Consider the following 18,867-nt stretch of genomic DNA (forward strand, 5'->3'; position numbering starts at 1 on the left):
CAATGCCGGCATCGGCGTGCGAAACCGGTCGCGACACTGGGCGACTCACGGGAACCCGTCACCCGGCATGGCCGATGCCAACACCGACGCCTCGCCACATCCTGTGGCGGGGCGTTTTCACGTCGGTGCCGCTGGCGCCGGCTCAGGCCGCGCTGGCGTGCGCGACCCGGGGGCCGCAGCCCTCGTCGAGCAGGCGCTCGAAGTCTTCGCGCGGCAGCGGCCGCGAGAACAGATAGCCCTGCTGCAGCGTGCAGCCCCGCGCCTTCAGGAAGGCCGACTGCGCCGGCGTCTCCACGCCCTCGGCCACGACCTGCAGGCCGAGCTCCTTGCCCAGCGTGATGATCGCCACGGCCAGCGCCGCGTCGGGGCCGCCTTGCGCGACGTCGGTGACGAAGGCGCGGTCGATCTTCAGCTCGCTCATCGGCAGGCGCTTGAGGTGGCTCAGCGACGAGTAGCCGGTGCCGAAGTCGTCCAGCGAGAGCCCGAAGCCGCGCGCCTTCAGCTCGCCCAGCACCTCGATGGCCGCGTCCACGTCGTGCATCAGCATCGTCTCGGTCAGTTCCAGCACCAGGCTGGACGGGGGCAGGCCGTGGGCGCGCATCAGCTCGCCCAGGCGGCCGGGCAACCGGCGGTCGGCGAGGCTGCTGGCCGGCAGGTTGACCGACAGCGGCAGCGGCCGGCGGCCGGCATCGGCCCAGCGGCGCAGGCTGCTGCACGCGGCCTGCAGCACCTGCTCGGTCAGCGCCAGGATCAGCCCGATCTCCTCGGCCAGCGGGATGAAGCGCCCCGGCTCGACGAGGCCGCGTCCGGGGTGCTGCCAGCGCACCAGGGCCTCGGCGCCGACGATGCGCCCGCTGCGCACGTCGACCTTGGGCTGGTAGTGCAGCACGAACTGGCCGGCCTCCAGGGCCTGGCGCAGCTCGGCTTCCAGCAGCGCCCGCGCGCGCGAGCGGGCGTTGAGCTCGGCGTCGAAGAACGCGTGCTGCGCACCGCCGGCCGCCCGTGCCGCGCGGGCCGCCAGCTCGGCGCAGCGCATCAGGCCGGCCACGTCCTGCGCGTCGCCGGGAAACATCGCGATGCCGACGCTGGCCGACAGCAGCAGCGGCTGCGCCGGCGGCGCGCCGTCGACCTCGATGGCCTGGCCGATCACCGCCTGCAGCCGCTGCGCCACCGCCGAGGCGCGCTGCTGGCTGTCCAGATCGGTGACGAGCACCGAGAAGGCGTTGTCACCCAGGCGCGCCACGACGCCGGACTCGTCGCCTGCCGTGCCGACGGCGGCGAGGTCGCCGCCGCGGATCGTCGTGCGCACGCGCTGGGCGACGACGTTCAGCACCGCGTCGCCCTGGCCTCGGCCGTAGACGTCGGTGACGCTGCCGAAGCGGTCGATCTGGGCGTGCAGCACGGCGCAGCCGTTGCCGGTGCGGCGCGCGCGCTCCAGCGCCGCGACGGCCAGCTCCCCGAACAGGCGGCGGTTGGGCAGGCCGGTGATCTCGTCGTAGTGCGCCAGCAGCTGGGCCCGCAGCTCGGCGGCGGCGCGCGAGTCGTCGAGCGCGGCGCGTGCCATGAACTCGCGCCGCAGCACGTACTCGCGCCACCAGCCGATGCCAGCGGCCAGCACGAAGACCGTCAGCACGTGGTAGGTGCCGTACGCCGCCTCGGGCGCCGGCAGGCCGGCGTGCTGCCACAGCGCGTATTCGAAGGCCGCCAGGATCAGCAGGCCCGAGACCAGCGCGTGGCGGAACTGCACGCCCAGCACGACGAAGCAATAGAACTGCAGGAAGGTGAAGTTGAGCACCCCGACCCAGGACGTCAGCCCGGCGCCGCCTTCGGCGTCCAGGCGCACCAGCATCAGGAACAGGCACAGCGCCGCGGTGACGATGAAGCCGGCCATCACCGGCTGCCAGTGGCGGCGCCAGCGCGGCTGCAGCGAGTAGCCGAGCCCGGCCAGCAGCACCGGCACGGCCAGCGTCAGGCGCAGCAGGTTGGCGCCGCCGCCGTGGTGCACGACGAGGTCGACGAGGTAGTCGCCGATGACCAGCACCAGGCCCAGCACCAGGCTGGCCTGGGCGAAGCGGAAGTAATAGGCGACGTAGTGGCGCACGAAGCGCTGCTCGAAGACCGGATCGGCGAAACGCAGCAGCAGCCGCAGTGGCAGGGCATGGGCCCGGCCGCTGGCCGTGCCGGCGCCGGGCGGGGCATCGGGGGCGTTCATCGGTTGGGTGCGGGGCGGCGCAGAAAAGGGGCCCGGCGCGGCACCCTCGGCGCCCGGCGACCCCGGATCATCCCGTGCGGCACGCCGCGCGGCGCGGCGCGGCGCCGCGCGCGCCGCGGGGCGCAGTGACTTCTGCACGGGATCGGCCGGCCGGGCGGCACGGCCGCGGCGGCCGGCGCCGCGTGCTCAGCAGGCCTCGGTGGGGCTGTCCGCGGTTGCGCGCGGCTCGGACGTCATGACGGCCGGGGCCGGTTCGAGCGGGCCCAGCGGCGGGATCACCAGCGTCGTGTACTCGGCATACCGCGCGTCGGGCAGGTCGCGCAAGGCCAGGCGCTCGATGCGCGGCTGCTCGATCGGCAGCCACGCCGCCTCGTACAGGATGACCTCGTGCTCCGGCGGATACCAGCACAGCAGCCGGTCCACCAGCGCCTTCAGCCCGTCGCGCTCGGCGTGGAAACGCGTGCAGCTCAGGTCGCCGGCCAGGGCCACCTGCCACAGCAGCACCAGGCCGGCGCTGTCGAGCTGGCGGTCGTAGACCATCAGATGGGTGGCCTCCATCGACTGCACGCCACGCCGGCCCGGGTCCAGCCCGAGGTCCGCGTACAGGCAGGCCTCGGCCGAGATGCCCGGCTCCATGCGCGCCGGGATGCCTTCGGCACGCGCCTGGCGCACCACGCGATGCGGCACGTCGGCGAACACGCCCGGGTGGCCGTAGAACACCGCGCAGACGCGCCGGCCGGCACGAACCTCGGCCATGATCCGGTCGTCGATCTCGCGGTAGGTCTCACGCCGGTCCTTGCCGGGGGCGTAGTGCACGCCGAGGTTGATCGCGTCCGGACGGAAACTGCAGATCATCGCCAGCGCGACCGGATTCACCAGGCAGAACACGACCTCGGCCTCGCGGATCTCGGACAGGCAGCGCTCGCTGGCGTGGCGGCCGAAATCGATGCCGCTGCCCACCACCACCAGGCCGGCCTGCCGGCTCTTGGGGGGCTCGTCGCCGCCGGCACGCACGATGCGGTTGCGCCCGCTGTGCTTGGCGCGATACAGGGCTTGGTCGGCCTCGTGCACCAGCTGTTCCAAGGTCTCGATGCCCTCGCCGGCTTCGCAGACGCCGGAGCTGATGCTGAAGTGCACGGTCTTGCCGAACACCTCGATCGGCTCGATGCGCTCGCGCAGCTGCCGCAGCAGCGCCTCGGCCTGCGCCGCGTCGTCCTTCAGCAGGATCGTGAACTCGTCGCCGCCGCTGCGCCCGGCGATGCCGCGCGCGCCCACCACCTCGGCGATCCACCCGCCCAGCGAACGCAGCGCCGCGTCGCCGGCGGCGTGCCCGAAGTGGTCGTTGACACCCTTGAAGCGGTCGACGTCGGCGACGATCGCGGTGAACGGCTGCCCGCGTCGGCGTGCCGCGGCGAACGCCGCCTCGCCGAGCTTGCGCACCTGCTGGTAGTTGTAGAGGCCGGTCAGGCCGTCGTGCTCGGACTGCCAGCGGTAGCGCCGGCGCTCGACGAACGCGCGCCGCAGCAGCAGCGTCAGCAGCATCGCGACCAGCGCCAGCCCGCCGACGCCGACCCACAGCAGCCACTGCCGGCGCTGCGCGGCGGTGACCTGCAGCGCGGCCACTTGCTTCTCGGCTTCCAGCAGCGCGATCTGCTGCTCCTTCAGGCGGGTGTCGAACTGCACCTGCAGGAAGGCCACCCGGCGCTGGCGTGCATCGCTCTCGGCTTTCGCGGCCGCCTCGCTGGCCTGCTTGTAGTGCGCCAGCGCGCCGGCGGGGTCGCCGCGTTTCTCGGCCAGCAGCGCCAAGTGGTGTTCGGTTTCGGCAATCGCGTTCTGGTGCTTCAGGCCGCGGTAGTGGCGCAGGGTGTCGGTCAGCAGCCGTTCGGCGCGCTCGAGGTCGCGGCCCTCCACGACCAGGCTGCCGGCGAGCATCACCCGCGCGGTCCACTCGCCGACGGTGAAGCCGGCACTGCCGAAGTCCGCCAGCGCCTGCTCGGCCCATGCCACGGCCTCGACGTGGCGTCCCTGTGCCGCGGCCATCTTCGCGATGCCGTACTTGGCATTGGCGGTGAAGATCCTGTCGCCCGCGAGCTTGCAGGCCTCGATCTGGCGCCGGCGCCAGCGTTCGGCCTCGCGATAGCGGTGCCGATGGTCCTCGGACATCGCGACGTCGCTCAGCGCGACGCATCGGGCGCGTTGATCGGTGCCCTTTTCGACCAGGTTCAGCGCGCGCATCGCGAGCTCGTGCGCCCGCTCGGGCTCCCCGACCAGCGTGTGCAGGTAGCTGGCGACGCCCAGCAGGCTGGCGGACTCTTGCGGCGCCTCGCTCAGATGGGAGAGCGCCTCGTCGAGCCATGTGAAGGCCTGCGTCCACTCCTCGACGTTCGCTGCCGCGCTGATCGCGGTGGCGTACGCTCGTGCGCGCAGCGGCGGGGGCAGCGGCTCCTTCAGCAGTGCGTTGAAGCCGTTGATCGCAAGGCGCTCGTCGCCCGACACCACCAGCATGCGCAGGCGCACGAACTCCAGCCGCTGGCGCTGTTCCGGGCTCAGCGCCGGAAGCTGCGGCGACAACGCCTGGATCTTCGCGTTGGTGTCGCGCCAGCCGGCGGCAACGCCCAGGCGCTCGATCTCGGCCACCTGCGGCTCCAGCGCTCCGTTGGCAAACGCCGGCAGGCCCGCGAGCGCGAGCCAAAGCGCCGCGGCGGACCGGCAGCGGCGCATGGGGGTGCTCGACGCTCGCGTCAGGCTACTGGTCGTAGGCGCGTACGGTGTGGTTGATGGTGTACTGCCCATCTTTCAGCCCGGTGAGGCGCTTGATCGCCTCGTAGTCCTTCGCCAGCAGCGCCGCGCCTTCCTCCGCCGACAGGCCGAAACGGCGGATCACCGCTTGCGGGTCCTTCTCGTATTCGCTGTTCAGCGCGGCATCGCTTCCGAGTTTTCTCATCAGGTCAAGCAGCTTCGACATGTCGTTCTTTTCTTGGGATGGTCGGGCGCTGTCGGCACTGGGTTGCCGGATGGGGTGCGCCTTCTGTTACAACCTCACACAAAACGAACCCTCAGTATAGGGGGCGAGGTTCTGCCTGCCTGTGACACGCGTCGCGCTGCGCCACCTTGTCAGTCGACGGGGAGGGACGAGGGGCCGGCTCGGGTGGTCATGGCGGCGGCGCCTCAGGCCGCGCCGCCGGCCGAGCGCGGCAGCCCGAACACCCGGTCGAAGGCCCAGGTGAACACGATCGCGTAGACGAAGAAGAAGGCCAGCAGCACCAGCTCGGCCAGCAGCGCGGCGAGCAGCGTCGTCTGCAGCCACCAGGCGGCCAGCGGCACCAGCAGGATCGCCAGCCCGCCCTCGAAGCCGATGCCGTGCGCCAGCCGGCGCCGGGCCGAGCGGCCCTTGACCGCCTGGCGCGCCTCCCAGGCCTCGAACAGCCCGTTGAAGACGTAGTTCCAGCCCAGCGCGATGGCCGACATCAGCAGCGCCAGCGCCAGCGACTCGCCCACCGGCTGGTCGAAGCCCCAGCTCAGCGCCGGCCCGACGAAGGACACGGCGCCTATTTCGTACAGGATCGCCTGGACCACGCGGCGGGTGGTGGGCGACATCGTTGCAGACCAGTTCATACGCACTCCATGCGTGTCGGGGCCGTCCCCTGCGAACCGGTTCAGCGAGGTCGTCCTGCTGCCGCACCCGCGACGCGCGGATGCGGCCGCGACTCTAGCGCAAGGCCGCTTCGCCGGCCTGGCGGTGCGGCCTCAGATCAGCCGCTGCACGACCTGGCCGGTGTGGTCGGCGATGTACAGCCGCGCGGCCTGCGTGCGTTCGGCGACGAAGGCCGCGTGCCGGCGCACGTAGGCCAGGTCGGCGTGGTAGGCGGCGTGGATCTTCTGCAGCCGGCCGTCGGCGCCGCGGACGACCTCGACGACGCGATACAGGACGTGGCTGTTGTGTTGAAGCGGGCCCATCGATGCTCGGCCGTCGGCCGGGATGAGGGCCGGCCCGCCGCGGGCTGCGATTGTCCGGCGCGAGCGCCGGCGGTCATTTGACCTGCACCATCCGCGGCCGCTTCTGCGGCGCCACCGCCGGTGCGCCCCAGGACTTCAGCGCGCGCAGCAGCGGCCGCTTCTTGTCCTGGTGGGCCTGCATGCGGCGCAGGATGTCGTCGAGCGTGCGGATCGCGTCGACGACGTGCGGGCCCTTGTTGAGCATCACGCACTCGGCGCGGCCGGCCATCGCCGCGTCGGTGATCTCGGCGCGGCTGGGCTGGCCGGTCTTGGCCAGGCCCTCGAGCACCTGCGTGGCCCAGACCACCGGCAGGTGCGCGGCCTCGCAGGCCCAGAGGATCTCCTCCTGCACCTCGGCCAGGCGTTCGAAGCCGCACTCCACCGCCAGATCGCCGCGCGCGATCATCACGCCGGCCGCCGGGCCGGCCATTGCCGCCAGCAGGATCTCGGGCAGGGCCTCGAAGCCGCGCCGCGTCTCCAGCTTCAGCATCAGCGCCGGGGCCGGGCCGGGCAGTGCGGCGAGCGCGGCGCGCAGCGCCTGCACGTCGGCGGCCGACTGCGTGAACGACAGGCCGACGAGGTCGGCGTGCGCGGCCACCGTCGGCAGGTCGGCGAGGTCCTGCGCGGTCAGCGCCGGCAGGTCGAGTTCGGTGTCGGGCAGGTTGATGCCCTTGTCGGCACCGAGCTTCTGGCCGCCGTCGCGGGCGTGGGTGATCTCGACCTCCACCTTGCGCGTGCCGCTGCGGCGCACGACGCCGCCCAGATGGCCGTCGTCGAACCAGACGCGGTCGCCCTTGCGCGCCTGGGCCAGCGCCTGCGGCAGCGTGCAGCCGATGGCCGGCGGCGTGGCGCCGGGGTCGGCCGGGTGGCCGTCGCGCTCGGGCTGCAGCACGAGCCGCGTGCCGCGCTGCAGCCACAGCGCCCCGGGCTCGCGCGGCAGCGCCTGCAGCCGGGCGCCGTGCGTGTCGCCGGCACGCCGGATCTCGGTCGTGTCGGCGAGCCACAGGCTGCGGCGGCATTCCAGCAGCACGCCGGCTGCGGCCCGTTCGGCGACCCGCAGGCGGCGCGGGCGGCCGCGCGTGTCGACGAGCTCGACGCGGTCGCCGACGTCCAGCGTTTCCAGCCAGTCGCGCTCGACGGCCAGCGTCAGCGCGGCGCCGGGCAGCTCGGCGCCGTCACCGGCAGCGCGCAGGCCCAGGCGCGCCGGCTGGACGACACGGCCCAGCGCGTCGCGTTCGGGTTTCAGGTGCACCACCGCCGGCCCGGCGCGCAGCGCGCCGGTACGCAGCTTCGGGCCGCCCAGGTCCATCAGCACACGCACCGGCCGGCCGCAGCGCCGGGCGTGGTGGCGCACGCGCGCGGCCATCGCGACCCAGGCCGCGGCGTCGTCGTGGGCGCAATTGATGCGCGCGATGTCCATGCCGGCGGCCACCAGCGCAGCCACCAGCGTGTCGTCGTGGGCCGCCTCGCCGGGCAGCGTGACCATGATGCGGGCGCTGCGTTCGGCCGGTGCGGCGCCCAGCAGCGCCTCGGTGTGCCGGGCCAGCAGCCGCGCGCCTTCGCTGAGCCCGGTGGGCTCGGGCCGGACGGGCAGGCGCCCTTCGTGGCCGACGAGCCGGTGCAGGATGCCCAGCACCTGGTCCAGGTTGGCCAGCACATGGGTTTCGGCGCGGCCCAGCGAGGACAGGCCGATCGCCGCCAGCCGCTGCTGCACGCGGCGCAGGTCGTAGCGGCGCAGCGCCAGGTAGTGCGCGAGGTTGGCGGCGCTGGCACGGTAGGCCGGGTCGACGGCGGCCAGCTGCGGCGCCAGCCGGGCCTCGTGTTCGAGCATCGACTCGCGCAGCACCTGCAGCTCGGCGATCAGGGCCTCGCAGGCCGGATGGTCCCAGGGGCCGGAGGCGGCGGCTTCGCGGGTGGTGGCGTTGGCGTCGGTGGTACGGTCCATCGGTCGGTGTTCTCCCCGTGGCCACTCTGCGCCCGCCGCGTGGCGCTTTCGTGACCGTCACCGCCGCGTCACGCCGCGGCCCCAGCATGCGGCCATGACGACGATCGACCTCGTCTACTTCAACGCCGGCGGCGGCCACCGGGCCGCGGTGCAGGCGCTGCAGGAGACGGCCCAGGAACAGGGCCGGCCGTGGACGCTGCGCCCGGTCAACCTGGTGCGCGTGCTGGACCCGGGCGCGAGCTTCCAGCGCCTGACCGGCTTCGAGCCCGAGGACTACTACAACCTGCGCCTGCGCCGCGGCTGGACCGCCGGGCTGGCGCACGAGCTCAAGCTGCTGCAGGGCCTGATCCGGCTGGCCCACCGGCCGATGCTCGCCGCGCTGCGCCGCCACTGGCTGGCCAGCCGGCCCGACCTGGTGGTCTCGGTGGTGCCGAACTTCAACCGGGTGCTCGCCGAGTCGGCGCAGGCGGCCTGCAACGGCCTGCCGTTCGTCACCGTGATGACCGATCTGGCCGACCACCCGCCGCGCTTCTGGATCGAGCCGCGGGTCCAGCAGCACCTGATCTGCGGCACGCCGCGCGCCGCCGAGCAGGCGCGTGCCGCCGGCGTGCCGGCGTCGCGGCTGCACCACGTCTCGGGCATGGTGCTGCGGCCGGCCTTCCACCACCCGCAGGCGCTGGACCGGCGCGCCGACCGCGCCGCGCTCGGGCTGGACCCCGATCGCCCGGTGGCCGCGGTGATGTTCGGCGGCCATGGCTCGCGCCAGATGCTGAAGATCGCGCGCGCGCTGGGCGACGTGCAGCTGGTGCTGCTGTGCGGCCACAACAGCGCGCTGCAGGCCGAGCTGGCGGCGATGCGCCGCGCGGCGCCGCATGTCGCGCTGGGTTTCACTCAGAACGTGCCGCGTGTGCTGCAGCTGGCCGACGTCTTCGTCGGCAAGCCGGGGCCGGGTTCGATCAGCGAGGCGGTGCAGCTCGGGCTGCCGGTGCTGACCTTCGAGAACGCGTCGACGCTGCCGCAGGAACGCTACAACGTGCAGTGGCTGCGCGAGCTGGGCCTGGGGCTGGCGGTGGGCTCGCTGCGCGAGCTGCCCGGCGCGATGGCCGAGCTGCTGCAGCGCCTGCCGCAGTACCAGGCGCGTGTGCGCTGGGTGGACAACCGCGGTGCCGCCGAGGTGCTGCAGGTCTTCGACGAATTGCTGCGCTCGCGCCGCGCGCCGGCGGCCGCCGCCGCCATCGCCGAGGCGCTGCCCGCCTGAGCCGCGTCAGGCGACCGGCTCGGCCTCGGGCAGGGCCTCGGCGGGCGCCGGCAGCGCCGTCGGCTGCGGGCGCTTGCCGCCGCGCACGATCTCCAGCCGGCCGTCGGCGTGTTCGACCAGCGCCGTCAGGCTCTCGACCCAGTCGCCGTCGTTGCAATAGAGCACGCCGTCGATCGTGCGGATCTCGGCGTGGTGGATGTGGCCGCAGACGACGCCGTGCGCGCCGCGCCGGCGCGCCTCGTGCGCGAGCACGGTCTCGAAGTCGTCGATGTAGCTGACCGCGCGCTTGACCTTGTGCTTCAGGTAGCCCGACAGGCTCCAGTACGGCAGGCCGAAGTGCTCGCGGGCGCGGTTGAACCAGCGGTTCAGTTCCAGCGCCAGCGTGTAGGCGGCGTCGCCGACGTGGGCCAGCCAGCGCGCGTGCTGCACGATGCCGTCGAACAGGTCGCCGTGCGTGACCCACAGCACGCGGCCGTCGGCGGTCTCGTGCAGGCAGTCCTCGACGACCTCGACGCCGCCGAAGCTCAGCTCGACGTAACGGCGCGCGAAACCGTCGTGGTTGCCGGGCACGAAGACCACGCGTGTGCCCTTGCGCGCCTTGCGCAGGATCTTCTGCACGACGTCGTTGTGGGCCTGCGGCCAGTACCAGCTGCGCTTCAACTGCCAGCCGTCGACGATGTCGCCGACGAGGTACAGCGTCTCGCACTCCAGGTCACGCAGGAAGGCGAGCAGCGCCTGCGCCTGGCAGCCGGGTGTGCCGAGGTGGATGTCGGAGATCCAGGCCGTGCGCACCCGCAGCGGCACGCCGTCCGCGGCGCCGTCTCGGGCGTCGGGCGGGGAGGGGGGCGCCGTCTGCATGGACCGGCATCGTCGCCGGCCGGCGTGACGCCGTGGTGACGGCTCAGAGCGGGCGGCCCAGGCGCTTCTCGATCTGACGGCGCTCCCATTCCGGGCCGAGGAAACGCGACGGGCCCCAGACGCCTGCGGCCTGAACCACCAGACCGATGCCCCAGCCCAGCGCCGGCCACACGACCCAGAGATAACCCGGCGTCGTCAGCAGGTTGATCGCCAGCAGCATCAGCATCACCCCGGCGTAGCTCGCCAGCTGGCCGTAGAACGCGCGCAGGCGGCGCACGTGGCGCAGCGCCAGGCGTTCCTCGGCGCTGAGGCGGGCGGCGTCGGCCGACGCGGTGGTGGCGGGCGGGGCGGCGGGCGGGGGCAGGGTTTCGGCGGCCATCGCGGTCTCCGGTTCGGGCGCCGGCGCGTCGGCCGGCATCAGCACTGAAAAGTCGATCTCGAAGACCGACGCCAGCGATTTCAGGGTTTCCGCGCTGGCCGGCTGGCCGCGCTCGATGCGCTGGATGGTGCGCACGCTCAGGCCGCTCAGCTCGGCGAGCTGCTGCTGCGACCAGCCGCGTTGGATCCTCAGTTTCTGAACCAGCATCGTGTGTCCCTGCAATCGACGGCTTCAGCTTGCCCGTCCCGGCGGCGGCGCGCGACGTCAGCGCCACGACAGACGGCGACAGCGACGCGACAGTGGCGTGTCCGGCGGCTGTCGGGTCGCCCCGCCGGCGCGATGATGCAGCAGCCCGCGCCGGGCCGCCGCGCCGGGCGCGGTTCGGCCCGGCTTGGGCTGCATCAAATCCCCACCGGCGCCCGGGCGCCTAATCGGCAGGCCGGCCGCCGTGGCGGCTGGCTGGTGACACCCCGTCAGGAGAACCGCATGTCCACTGCGTCGCACCCGTCGATCGTCCGGGCCGTCGTCCGCGAGATCCTGCCCCGTACCGGGCTGGCCTACCTCGACGGCGACGACCAGCGCGAATGGACCGTCACCAAGAGCACGCCCGGCGCCGACTTCGCGCATCTGCACCCGGGGGACCGGGTGGAGCTGTGTGTCGAACGCCACGACGCCTGGCTGATCGTCTCGGGCTACGCCGAGCTCGACCACTGAGCCCCGGCCCCGCGTGCGCGCGGGGTCTCAGCGGCGGGGCCGCGCCGTCTCCCCGGCCGGCAGCCAGCGCAGCAACTGCGTGTACAGCCGCTCGGCGGCCACCGGCTTGGGCAGGTGGTCGTTCATGCCGGCGGCCAGACAGGCCTCGCGGTCCTCGCCGAAGGCGTTGGCGGTCATCGCGATCACCGGCACGTGTTCGCCGCCGGGGCGGGCGCGGATCTCCCGGGTGGCCTGCAGCCCGTCGAGCACCGGCATCTGCACGTCCATCAGGATCGCCGCGTAGGCGTTGGCCGCCGCACGCTCGACGGCCTGCCGGCCGTCGCCGACCAGGTCGACGACCAGCCCGGCGCATTCCAGCAGCTCTTCGGCGACCAGCTGGTTGATCTCGTTGTCCTCGGCCACCAGCACGCGGGCACCGGCGTGGCGCTGGCGGACCAGGGTCTCCAGGTCCATGCCCGGCGCGGGTGCCGCCGCACGCTCGGCCTCGTCCTGGGCGCGCTGCAGCCTGACCTCGATGCAGAAGGTGCTGCCCTGGCCCGGCACGCTGCGCACGTCGATGCGCCCGTGCATCAGCTCGACGAGGTGGCGGCAGATGGCCAGCCCGAGGCCGGTGCCGCCGAAGCGCCGCGTCGTCGAGCTGTCGGCCTGCTGGAAAGGCGCGAACAGCTGCGCCAGCCGCGCGGCCTCGATGCCGATGCCGGTGTCGCTCACCTCGAGCAGCAGCCGTGGTGCGGCGGCCTCGCTGGCGTCGACGGCGCAGGTCAGGCGGATCTCGCCGCGGTCGGTGAACTTCACCGCGTTGCCCAGCAGGTTCAGCAGCAGCTGGGCCAGCCGCGTCGGGTCGCCACGCAGCCGGGCGCCAGCGGCACGGTTGTCCACCGACAGCGTCAGGTGTTTCTCGGCCGCCAGGTCGGCGACGAGGCCGCGTGCACGCTCGAGCACCTCGTCGAGCGCGAAGTCCACCGTCTCGAGCGTCAGCTTGCCGGACTCGATCTTGGACAGGTCCAGCACGTCGTTGACCAGCGACAGCAGGTGGTCGACGGCGCGCGCGATGACCGACAGCGAACGCTGCTGCTGCGGCGACGCCTCGCGCTGCAGCAGGTGGACCATGCCGGTGATGGCGTTCAGCGGGGTGCGGATCTCGTGGCTCATGTTGGCCAGGAAGGCGCTCTTGGCGCGGTTGGCCGCCTCGGCCTTGCGCGTGCGCTCCTCGACCAGCACCTCCAGGTGGTGGCGGTGGCGCTCGAGCTCGGCGACGATGCGCCGGCGCTCGGTCATGTCGCGCAGCAGGCCCAGCACCGCCGGCCGGCCCCGGTGTTCGAAGCGCGCCGCGCGCAGCTCCATCCAGACACGATGGCCGTCGCGGTGCAGCAGCGCAACGTCGTCATGGCGCTCGGGCTCGGGTGTCGGCGGCGCCAGCCGTGCCTGGTAACGCTCGTCCCACAGCGGCAGCGACTCCGGCGCGAGGGTCTCGTCGAAGCCGCGGCCCTCGAAGTCCAGGCGGTCGTAACCCAGCAGCGCCGGCAGTGCCGGGTTGACGAAGACGAAACGCCGGTCCTGGGCGACGAACAGGCCGTCGCCCAGCGAGCCGACGATGGTGCGGTTGAAGGCCTCGCTGTCGGCCAGCGCCTGCGCCGCACGCGCGGCCTCGCGCCGCCGCTGCACGTCCTCGAGGCAGCGCTCGATGGCCGGGATCAGCCGCGCCATGCGGTCCTTGAGCACGAAGTCGGCGACGCCGCGGCGCAGCAGGTCGACCGCCAGCTCCTCGCCGATGGTCCCGGTGACGAGGATCACCGGCACCTCGGGCAGCCGCAGGCGCACCTCGGCGAGCGTGGCGTCGAAGTCCAGCCCGGGCAGCGAGTGGTCGGCCAGCACCAGCTGCCAGCCGCCTTCGGCGAGCGCGGCGCGAACGGCCTCCGGCGACGCGGCGCGGCGGCAGTCGGCCCCGAGGCCGTGCTGCTGCAGCTGGCGCCGCAGCAACTGGTAGTCGGTCTCGAGATCCTCGATGACGAGGATGCGGTCGGCCTTGCCGGCCGGCGGGCAGGAGCTCATCTCATCCCCGGTTCAGCGGTTCGTTGGTCGCCAGCCAGTACACGCCGAGGCCGGCGACCCGTTCGGCGAACTCGCCGAAGTCCACCGGCTTGCGCACGAAGCTGTTGGCGCCGCCTTCGTAGCTGGCGATGCGGTCGGTGTCCTCGTCGCTGGAGGTCAGCACGACGACCGGCAGGCAGCGTGTGCGCTCGTCGGCACGCAGCCGCGCCAGCACCTCCAGCCCGGTCAGCCGGGGCAGGCCGATGTCCAGCAGCACGACGGTCGGCAGGTCCGGGCCCGGGCGCGTGGCGAACTCGCCGGCGCGGAACAGGTAGTCCAGCGCCTGCTGGCCGTCGCGCACGACGTCGACGCGGTTGGCGACCCGTGCCCGGTTCAGCGCGCGCAGCGTCAGCAACTCGTCCTGCGGGTTGTCTTCGACGAGCAGGATCACACGCTCGCTCATGCCGTCGCTCCTTCGTTCTGGCCGGCGTGCGGCCGTGGCGGCAGGGTGAAACGGAAGCAGGCCCCCCGGCCCGGGTGACCTTCGGCCTCGATGCGCCCGCCGTGGCGGTTGACGATGCGCTGCACGGTCGCCAGGCCGATCCCGAGACCGGGAAACTCGTCCTGCCGGTGCAGCCGCGCGAAGGCCTTGAACAGCCTTCCGGCATGCGCCATGTCGAAGCCGGCGCCATTGTCCTCCACGCAGAACCAGCGCTCCCCGTCACGGCTGAGCGCATGGACGTGGATGCGTGCGTCGGCGCGTCCGGCCGAGTACTTCCAGGCGTTGCCGACCAGGTTGCCGACCAGCGCGGCGAGCATGCGCCGGTCGCCGTCGAAGACCAGGCCGGGCTCGATCTCGACCTCGACCTGGCGCGCGGGCTCGGCGCGGCGCAGGTCGGCTGCGGCTTGCGCGGCCAGCGCCGACAGGTCCACCGGCGCCACCGACAGCGCGCCGCGCAGCGTGCGCGACAGCGTCAGCAGGCCTTCGACGAGGTCACCCATGCGCTGTCCGGCGAGCACGACCTGGTCGAGATAGCCGCGGGCCTCGGGCTCCAGCTTGTCGCCGTGGTCCTCGATCAGGGCCTGCGAGAAGCCGGTCATCGCGCGCAGCGGCGCGCGCAGGTCGTGCGAGACGGCGTAGGCGAAGGCGTCGAGCTCGGCATTGGCGGCCTGCAGCTCGGCGGTGCGTGCGGCGACTCGTGCCTCGAGCTGGGCGTTGAGCTCGCGCAGCGCCGCCTGCGCCTGGCGCTGCTCGGTGATGTCGTGCAGCACGACCTGCACGCCCTGGCCGTCGGCCAGCGCCAGCAGCATCACGGTCGACTCGACGTCGGCCTGGCCGCCGTCGAGCCGCCGGATGCGGTGCTCGAGCGCCGGGCCCGGGGCGCCGCCGGCGGCCAGCGCGGCCTGCTGCTCCAGGCGCCGTCGGGCCAGTTCGGCGTCGTCGGCAGCGAACAGCTCGGCCGTGCTGCGTCCGCGCAGCTCGGCGATCGAGGCCGCGCCGAACAGGCGCAGGCAGGCCTGGTTGGCGATCTGCAGCCGGTCTTCGAGCGCGACGTAGATCGCCACCGGCGCGTCGCGGAACAGGGTTTCGTAGCGTGCGGTGGCCAGCTGCTGCTCGGCGAGCCGGCGCGAGAGCTCGTCGTGCAGCCGGCGCAGCGCATGCGCGAGATCGGCGACCTCGTCCTGGCGCCGCGCCGGCATCGCCGCGAAACGCGGCGGCTGCTCGTGCACGACGCGCAGCGCCGCGGCCGACAGATCGCCGATCGGCCGCGCGACGCGCGAGGCCAGCCAGACGCTGAGCAGCATGAACGCCAGCGCGCCGGTGCTGCCCAGCACCAGCAGCCGTCGCGACATCTCGTCGGCGGGACGGAAGGCGAGGGCGGCGGGCTGGCGCAGCAGCACTGTCAGCCCCGAGCTGCCGGGGCCGCCGGGGCTGCGTTCCCAGTCGCTCAGGTACTCGCCTTCGCCCGGCCAGGCGGCAATGTGCGGCGGGTTGTCGGGGTCGGGCGGCAGCGGCGCCGGGCGGTCCAGCCAGGCCGCCGGGCCGAGCAGCACGCGCTGGTCGCGGTCGAGCACGATGCTCTCGATGCCGGTTTCCGCCGACATGCCGCGCTGCAGCGAGCGGTGCAGGTCGCGCAGCCAGTCCCAGTGCAGGCGCGCCGCGAGCACGCCGATCGGGCGGCCGGTCATGTCGGTCATCGGCACGCCGAGGTCGATCAGCGGCGGCGGTTCGCCGTCGTCGAGGCCCAGGCTGGCGGCCAGCGCACCGGCCGGCCGGCGCCCGCCGATCCAGGGTGCCTGCGTCGCCGGCTCGAACCACGGTTCGCCGCGCAGGTCGGCACCTTCGAGCAGCGCGTTGGTGGCCACCTGCACACGCCCGTCGGTCGAGACGATGGCCACCCAGGCCAGCGCCGGCTGCTGCGCACGCAGGCCTTCGAGCAGCAGCCGGGCGTCGCCGGCCTCGAACAGCCCGCTGGCCAGCAGCGGGTGGTCGGCGGTGGCCTGCAGCTGTTCCAGGCGCTGGCGCAGCGCGCCGTCGAGCGTGCGCGCCAGCAGCAGGGCCTCGCGCCGCATCGACTGGCCCTGCTGCTCGACGAGCTGGCCGCGCTGCACGTGGCCGACCACCGCCGCCGTCAGCAGCGCCAGTGCCAGGCCGCTGCCGCCGAGGATCAGCGCAAAACGTGCGCGCAGGCTGCGGCGGGGGTCGAGCCAGCGGGGCAGCATCGGCTTCAGTTGCCGTAGTAGCCGCCGGCGCGCATCTCGCGGTCGGCAGCGGCCTGGGAGGCGCGCAGCGCCTGTTCCACCGTCGTGCGGCCGGTGAGCGCGGCGGCGATCTGCTGGCCGACGGCGACGCCGATGGTCTGGAACTCGGGAATCGCCGCGTACTGCACGCCCTGGTAGGGGCTGCGCGGCAGCGTGCTGTCGCCAGGGTCGACGCTGTCGATGGCCTTCTTCTCGGCGGCCGCGAAGTGGCCGGCGACACGCTGGAACGCCGGGTTGGCGTAGGTCGAGCGCCGTGTCCCGGTGGGCACCGCAGCCCAGCCGCGCTCGCGTGCCACCAGCGCCGTGTACTCCTTGGACGTGGCCCAGGTGACGAAGCGGCGCGCCGGCTGCGGGTGCCGGCTCGAGGTCGGCACCGCCAGCGACCAGGCCCAGAGCCAGTTCGCGCCCTTGGTCGTCACCGCATAAGGCGCCTGGGTGAAGCCGACGCGTCCGGCGACGCTGCTGCCGGCGGGGTCGGAGACGAAACCGGCGGCGATCGTCGCGTCGACCCAGATCGCGCAGCGGCCGGCGCGGAACAGCGTCAGCAGCTCGTTGTAGCTGTTGGCCGCCGAGCCCGGCGGGCCCCAGCGCTGCAGCAGCTCGACGTAGAGCGTCACGGCCTCGCGCCAGGGGCGGGTCTCGAGCTGCGGCCGCCAGGCCATGTCGAACCACTGGCCGCCGAAGCCGTTGACCATCGTCAGCAGCAGCGCCATGTTGTCGCCCCAGCCGGGTTTGCCGCGCAGGCAGATGCCGTGCACGCCGGCCGCCGGGTCGTTCAGCCGCTCGGCCGCGGCGCGCACCTCGCGCCAGGTCGGGCGCTCGCCGAAGCTGATGCCGGCGCGCGCCGCGAGGTCGCGCCGGTAGTACAGCATCGAGCTCTCGCCGTAGAACGGCGCGGCGTAGAGCCGGCCGTCGACCGAGAGCCCGGCGCGGATCGCCGGCAGCAGGTCGTCGACGTCATAGGCCGGCGGCGGCTCGATCGGCCGCAGCCAGCCCTTGCGGGCCCAGACCTGGGTCTCGTACATCCCGATCGTGACGACGTCGTAGCGGGTGGCGCCGCGCGCGACGTCGGTGGCCACGCGCTGGCGCAGCCCGGCCTCCTCCAGCGTCACCCAGCGCACGCGGATATCGGGATTGGCACGCTCGAAATGCGGCGTCAGGCGCTGCATCTCGATCATGTGCTCGTTGTTGACCGTCGCGACGACGATCTCGGTGGCCGCCCAGGCCGGCGACGCCAGCACCGCGAGGCTGCACGCGAGGCGAAAGAACGAAGCCCTCATCGTTCTCCTTCCGGGCGCTTGCCACCGCCCGCGGCGTGGATGGTCGCCTGTCCGGGCCGCCGGAGCAACGGCAGCGGCGCCGGCCGCCGCCCGGTGTTGCGCCGACGCCCGCCGGACGCGGCGGCGCCGCGTCAGCGGCCGAGCGCGCCCAGCACGCGCAGCACGTCCCAGCACGCGCCCATGTCGTGGTAGTCGGTCTTGCCGGCGGGACTCTTCTCGTCGGTCAGCTTGCGGTTGTCGGGGCCGAGGATGCGATACCACGCGCCGTGCCGGTGGTCGACGAAATGGCGCCAGACGTAGGCCCAGATCCGGTCGTACCAGCCCCAGGCGCCGGGTTCGTCCAGACGCACGGCCAGCCAGGCCGCGGCGGCCAGGCTCTCGGCCTGCACCCAGTGGTACTTGTCGGCGTCGCAGACGCTGCGGTCGGGCGCGAAGCCGTAGGCCAGGCCGCCGTGCTGCGCGTCCCAGCCGTGGGCCAGCGCGGTGTCGAAGAAGCGTCTGGCGGTCGGCGCGATCCACGCCGGGGCCTGCGCCGGCGCCAGCCGCGCCTGCAGCTGCAGCAGCAGCTTGGCCCACTCGGTGAGGTGCCCCGTCTGGAAGCCCCAGGGGCGGAAGATGTTGCTGCGGTCGTGGCGGTTGTAGTCCCAGTCGATCGTCCAGGGGCCGTCGCCGTCGCGGCGCCAGTGCTCCCAGACCAGGCCCGAGGCCTTCGACGCCAGGCCCTGCGTGACGGCCTGGGCCAGCGACAGCGCACGCTCCAGGTGGCGCGGCTCGCCGGTGGCCTCGTGCGCGGCCAGCATCGCCTCGCAGGCGTGCATGTTGGCGTTCTGGCCGCGGTAGGGCGCGAGCCGCCAGGCGGCGTCGGCCTCGTCGGCGTAGAGGCCGCAGTCGGGCTCCCAGAAGCGGCGTTCCATCAGCTCGAGCGCCTCGTCCAGGCCCTCGCGGGCGCCGGCGATGCCGGCCATCGCGGCATGTGCGTGCGCCAGCACGACGAAGGCCAGGCCGTAGCCTTGGTTCGTGGTGTCGAGCACGCGGGCGCGGCCGGCGTGCCAGTCCAGCAGCCAGGCGTAGCCGCCATCGGGCTGGCGATGGGCGTCGTGCAGGAAGTGCAGGCCGTGGCGCGCCAGCGCGAGGTCGTCGGCGCTGCCGAAGTGGCGCGCCGCCTGCGCGTGCACGACGACGAAGCGCGTGCTGCTGACCAGGTGGCGCGTGCGCCGGTCGTAGACCGTGCCGTCGTCGAGAAAGTAGTGGAAGAAGCCGCCGCCGGGATCGGCGGCGCGGCCGGCGTAGAACGCGAGCGTGTCGCGGATGTGGCGGCGCAGGAACTCCGGCGAGCGGAAGTCGGGGGTCGCGCGGCCGTCGGGCGCGGGGGCAACGGGGTCGGACATCGGTGGACTCGGACGGCTGAACCGCGACGATACGACGCCGTTG

Annotated in this window: 15 protein-coding genes; 2 read left to right on the forward strand and 13 right to left on the reverse strand. The window is 73.5% G+C overall.

Translation table 11 applies throughout. The annotated features are described in order from the left end of the window. Positions 1–142 precede the first annotated feature (142 nt). The 6 genes from LOC65_RS10920 to LOC65_RS10945 all read right to left on the reverse strand — a co-directional run bounded on the left by LOC65_RS10920 (position 143) and on the right by LOC65_RS10945 (position 8,153). Positions 143–2,212, reverse strand: a complete 2,070-nt coding sequence (locus LOC65_RS10920; protein ID WP_230247498.1) for a bifunctional diguanylate cyclase/phosphodiesterase — start codon at positions 2,210–2,212, stop codon at positions 143–145. A 186-nt stretch (positions 2,213–2,398) separates the two neighbouring features. Beyond that, positions 2,399–4,933: a diguanylate cyclase gene (locus LOC65_RS10925; protein WP_230247499.1), complete on the reverse strand. Its 2,535-nt coding sequence runs from the start codon at positions 4,931–4,933 to the stop codon at positions 2,399–2,401. Positions 4,934–4,958: 25 nt separating this feature from the next. Then, positions 4,959–5,177: a hypothetical protein gene (locus tag LOC65_RS10930; RefSeq protein ID WP_009858361.1), complete on the reverse strand. Its 219-nt coding sequence runs from the start codon at positions 5,175–5,177 to the stop codon at positions 4,959–4,961. Between the two features lie 203 nt (positions 5,178–5,380). Further along, entirely contained in the window at positions 5,381–5,809 is a 429-nt protein-coding gene (locus LOC65_RS10935; protein ID WP_230247500.1) for a PACE efflux transporter, read from the reverse strand. A 150-nt stretch (positions 5,810–5,959) separates the two neighbouring features. Beyond that, complete coding sequence (locus tag LOC65_RS10940; RefSeq protein WP_009858363.1) at positions 5,960–6,169, reverse strand: hypothetical protein; 210 nt, start codon at positions 6,167–6,169, stop codon at positions 5,960–5,962. Positions 6,170–6,242: 73 nt separating this feature from the next. Continuing rightward, complete coding sequence (locus LOC65_RS10945; RefSeq protein WP_230247501.1) at positions 6,243–8,153, reverse strand: pyruvate kinase; 1,911 nt, start codon at positions 8,151–8,153, stop codon at positions 6,243–6,245. A gap of 94 nt (positions 8,154–8,247) precedes the next feature. On the opposite strand from LOC65_RS10945, the gene LOC65_RS10950 reads away from it, so the two are divergent. Continuing rightward, positions 8,248–9,411, forward strand: a complete 1,164-nt coding sequence (locus LOC65_RS10950; RefSeq protein WP_230247502.1) for a glycosyltransferase — start codon at positions 8,248–8,250, stop codon at positions 9,409–9,411. Positions 9,412–9,417: 6 nt separating this feature from the next. Here the strand turns inward: LOC65_RS10950 and LOC65_RS10955 are convergent, their stop codons facing one another. Together LOC65_RS10955 and LOC65_RS10960 are read right to left on the reverse strand one after the other, a co-directional pair. Then, the gene (locus LOC65_RS10955) at positions 9,418–10,269 is read right to left on the reverse strand and encodes a UDP-2,3-diacylglucosamine diphosphatase (protein WP_009858366.1); all 852 of its coding nucleotides are present in this window, start codon (positions 10,267–10,269) and stop codon (positions 9,418–9,420) included. Between the two features lie 43 nt (positions 10,270–10,312). Continuing rightward, entirely contained in the window at positions 10,313–10,855 is a 543-nt protein-coding gene (locus LOC65_RS10960) for a helix-turn-helix domain-containing protein (protein ID WP_164963821.1), read from the reverse strand. 279 nt (positions 10,856–11,134) lie between these two features. Here LOC65_RS10960 and LOC65_RS10965 point away from each other — a divergent pair, with 279 nt between their 5' ends. Then, positions 11,135–11,362, forward strand: coding sequence for a hypothetical protein (locus LOC65_RS10965; RefSeq protein WP_009858368.1), 228 nt, complete (start codon positions 11,135–11,137; stop codon positions 11,360–11,362). Between the two features lie 27 nt (positions 11,363–11,389). Here the strand turns inward: LOC65_RS10965 and LOC65_RS10970 are convergent, their stop codons facing one another. The 5 genes from LOC65_RS10970 to LOC65_RS10990 all read right to left on the reverse strand — a co-directional run bounded on the left by LOC65_RS10970 (position 11,390) and on the right by LOC65_RS10990 (position 18,824). Further along, complete coding sequence (locus LOC65_RS10970; RefSeq protein ID WP_009858369.1) at positions 11,390–13,414, reverse strand: response regulator; 2,025 nt, start codon at positions 13,412–13,414, stop codon at positions 11,390–11,392. A 1-nt stretch (position 13,415) separates the two neighbouring features. Beyond that, positions 13,416–13,856, reverse strand: coding sequence for a response regulator (locus LOC65_RS10975; RefSeq protein ID WP_009858370.1), 441 nt, complete (start codon positions 13,854–13,856; stop codon positions 13,416–13,418). After that, positions 13,853–16,117, reverse strand: coding sequence for an ATP-binding protein (locus tag LOC65_RS10980; protein ID WP_230247503.1), 2,265 nt, complete (start codon positions 16,115–16,117; stop codon positions 13,853–13,855). Before LOC65_RS10980 ends, LOC65_RS10975 begins: the two co-directional genes overlap by 4 nt. A 5-nt stretch (positions 16,118–16,122) precedes the next feature. After that, on the reverse strand, positions 16,123–17,436 hold the full coding sequence (locus tag LOC65_RS10985; protein WP_230247504.1) for a sugar ABC transporter substrate-binding protein: 1,314 nt from the start codon (positions 17,434–17,436) through the stop codon (positions 16,123–16,125). A gap of 131 nt (positions 17,437–17,567) precedes the next feature. Beyond that, positions 17,568–18,824, reverse strand: coding sequence for an AGE family epimerase/isomerase (locus LOC65_RS10990; protein ID WP_230247505.1), 1,257 nt, complete (start codon positions 18,822–18,824; stop codon positions 17,568–17,570). Positions 18,825–18,867: the final 43 nt, after the last annotated feature.

It is taken from the genome of Rubrivivax sp. JA1055 (assembly GCF_020966565.1).
GTDB lineage: Bacteria > Pseudomonadota > Gammaproteobacteria > Burkholderiales > Burkholderiaceae_C > Rubrivivax > Rubrivivax benzoatilyticus.

Excerpts from the sequence above, each read along its gene's own strand:
- LOC65_RS10960 (WP_164963821.1), bottom strand. The coding sequence starts at position 10,855 with ATGCTGGTTCAGAAACTGAGGATCCAACGCGGCTGGTCGCAGCAGCAG.
- LOC65_RS10935 (WP_230247500.1), bottom strand. The coding sequence starts at position 5,809 with ATGTCGCCCACCACCCGCCGCGTGGTCCAGGCGATCCTGTACGAAATA.
- LOC65_RS10965 (WP_009858368.1), top strand. The coding sequence starts at position 11,135 with ATGTCCACTGCGTCGCACCCGTCGATCGTCCGGGCCGTCGTCCGCGAG.
- LOC65_RS10925 (WP_230247499.1), bottom strand. The coding sequence starts at position 4,933 with ATGCGCCGCTGCCGGTCCGCCGCGGCGCTTTGGCTCGCGCTCGCGGGC.
- LOC65_RS10970 (WP_009858369.1), bottom strand. The coding sequence starts at position 13,414 with ATGAGCTCCTGCCCGCCGGCCGGCAAGGCCGACCGCATCCTCGTCATC.
- LOC65_RS10945 (WP_230247501.1), bottom strand. The coding sequence starts at position 8,153 with ATGGACCGTACCACCGACGCCAACGCCACCACCCGCGAAGCCGCCGCC.
- LOC65_RS10950 (WP_230247502.1), top strand. The coding sequence starts at position 8,248 with ATGACGACGATCGACCTCGTCTACTTCAACGCCGGCGGCGGCCACCGG.
- LOC65_RS10985 (WP_230247504.1), bottom strand. The coding sequence starts at position 17,436 with ATGAGGGCTTCGTTCTTTCGCCTCGCGTGCAGCCTCGCGGTGCTGGCG.
- LOC65_RS10955 (WP_009858366.1), bottom strand. The coding sequence starts at position 10,269 with ATGCAGACGGCGCCCCCCTCCCCGCCCGACGCCCGAGACGGCGCCGCG.
- LOC65_RS10980 (WP_230247503.1), bottom strand. The coding sequence starts at position 16,117 with ATGCTGCCCCGCTGGCTCGACCCCCGCCGCAGCCTGCGCGCACGTTTT.
- LOC65_RS10940 (WP_009858363.1), bottom strand. The coding sequence starts at position 6,169 with ATGGGCCCGCTTCAACACAACAGCCACGTCCTGTATCGCGTCGTCGAG.
- LOC65_RS10975 (WP_009858370.1), bottom strand. The coding sequence starts at position 13,856 with ATGAGCGAGCGTGTGATCCTGCTCGTCGAAGACAACCCGCAGGACGAG.
- LOC65_RS10990 (WP_230247505.1), bottom strand. The coding sequence starts at position 18,824 with ATGTCCGACCCCGTTGCCCCCGCGCCCGACGGCCGCGCGACCCCCGAC.
- LOC65_RS10930 (WP_009858361.1), bottom strand. The coding sequence starts at position 5,177 with ATGTCGAAGCTGCTTGACCTGATGAGAAAACTCGGAAGCGATGCCGCG.
- LOC65_RS10920 (WP_230247498.1), bottom strand. The coding sequence starts at position 2,212 with ATGAACGCCCCCGATGCCCCGCCCGGCGCCGGCACGGCCAGCGGCCGG.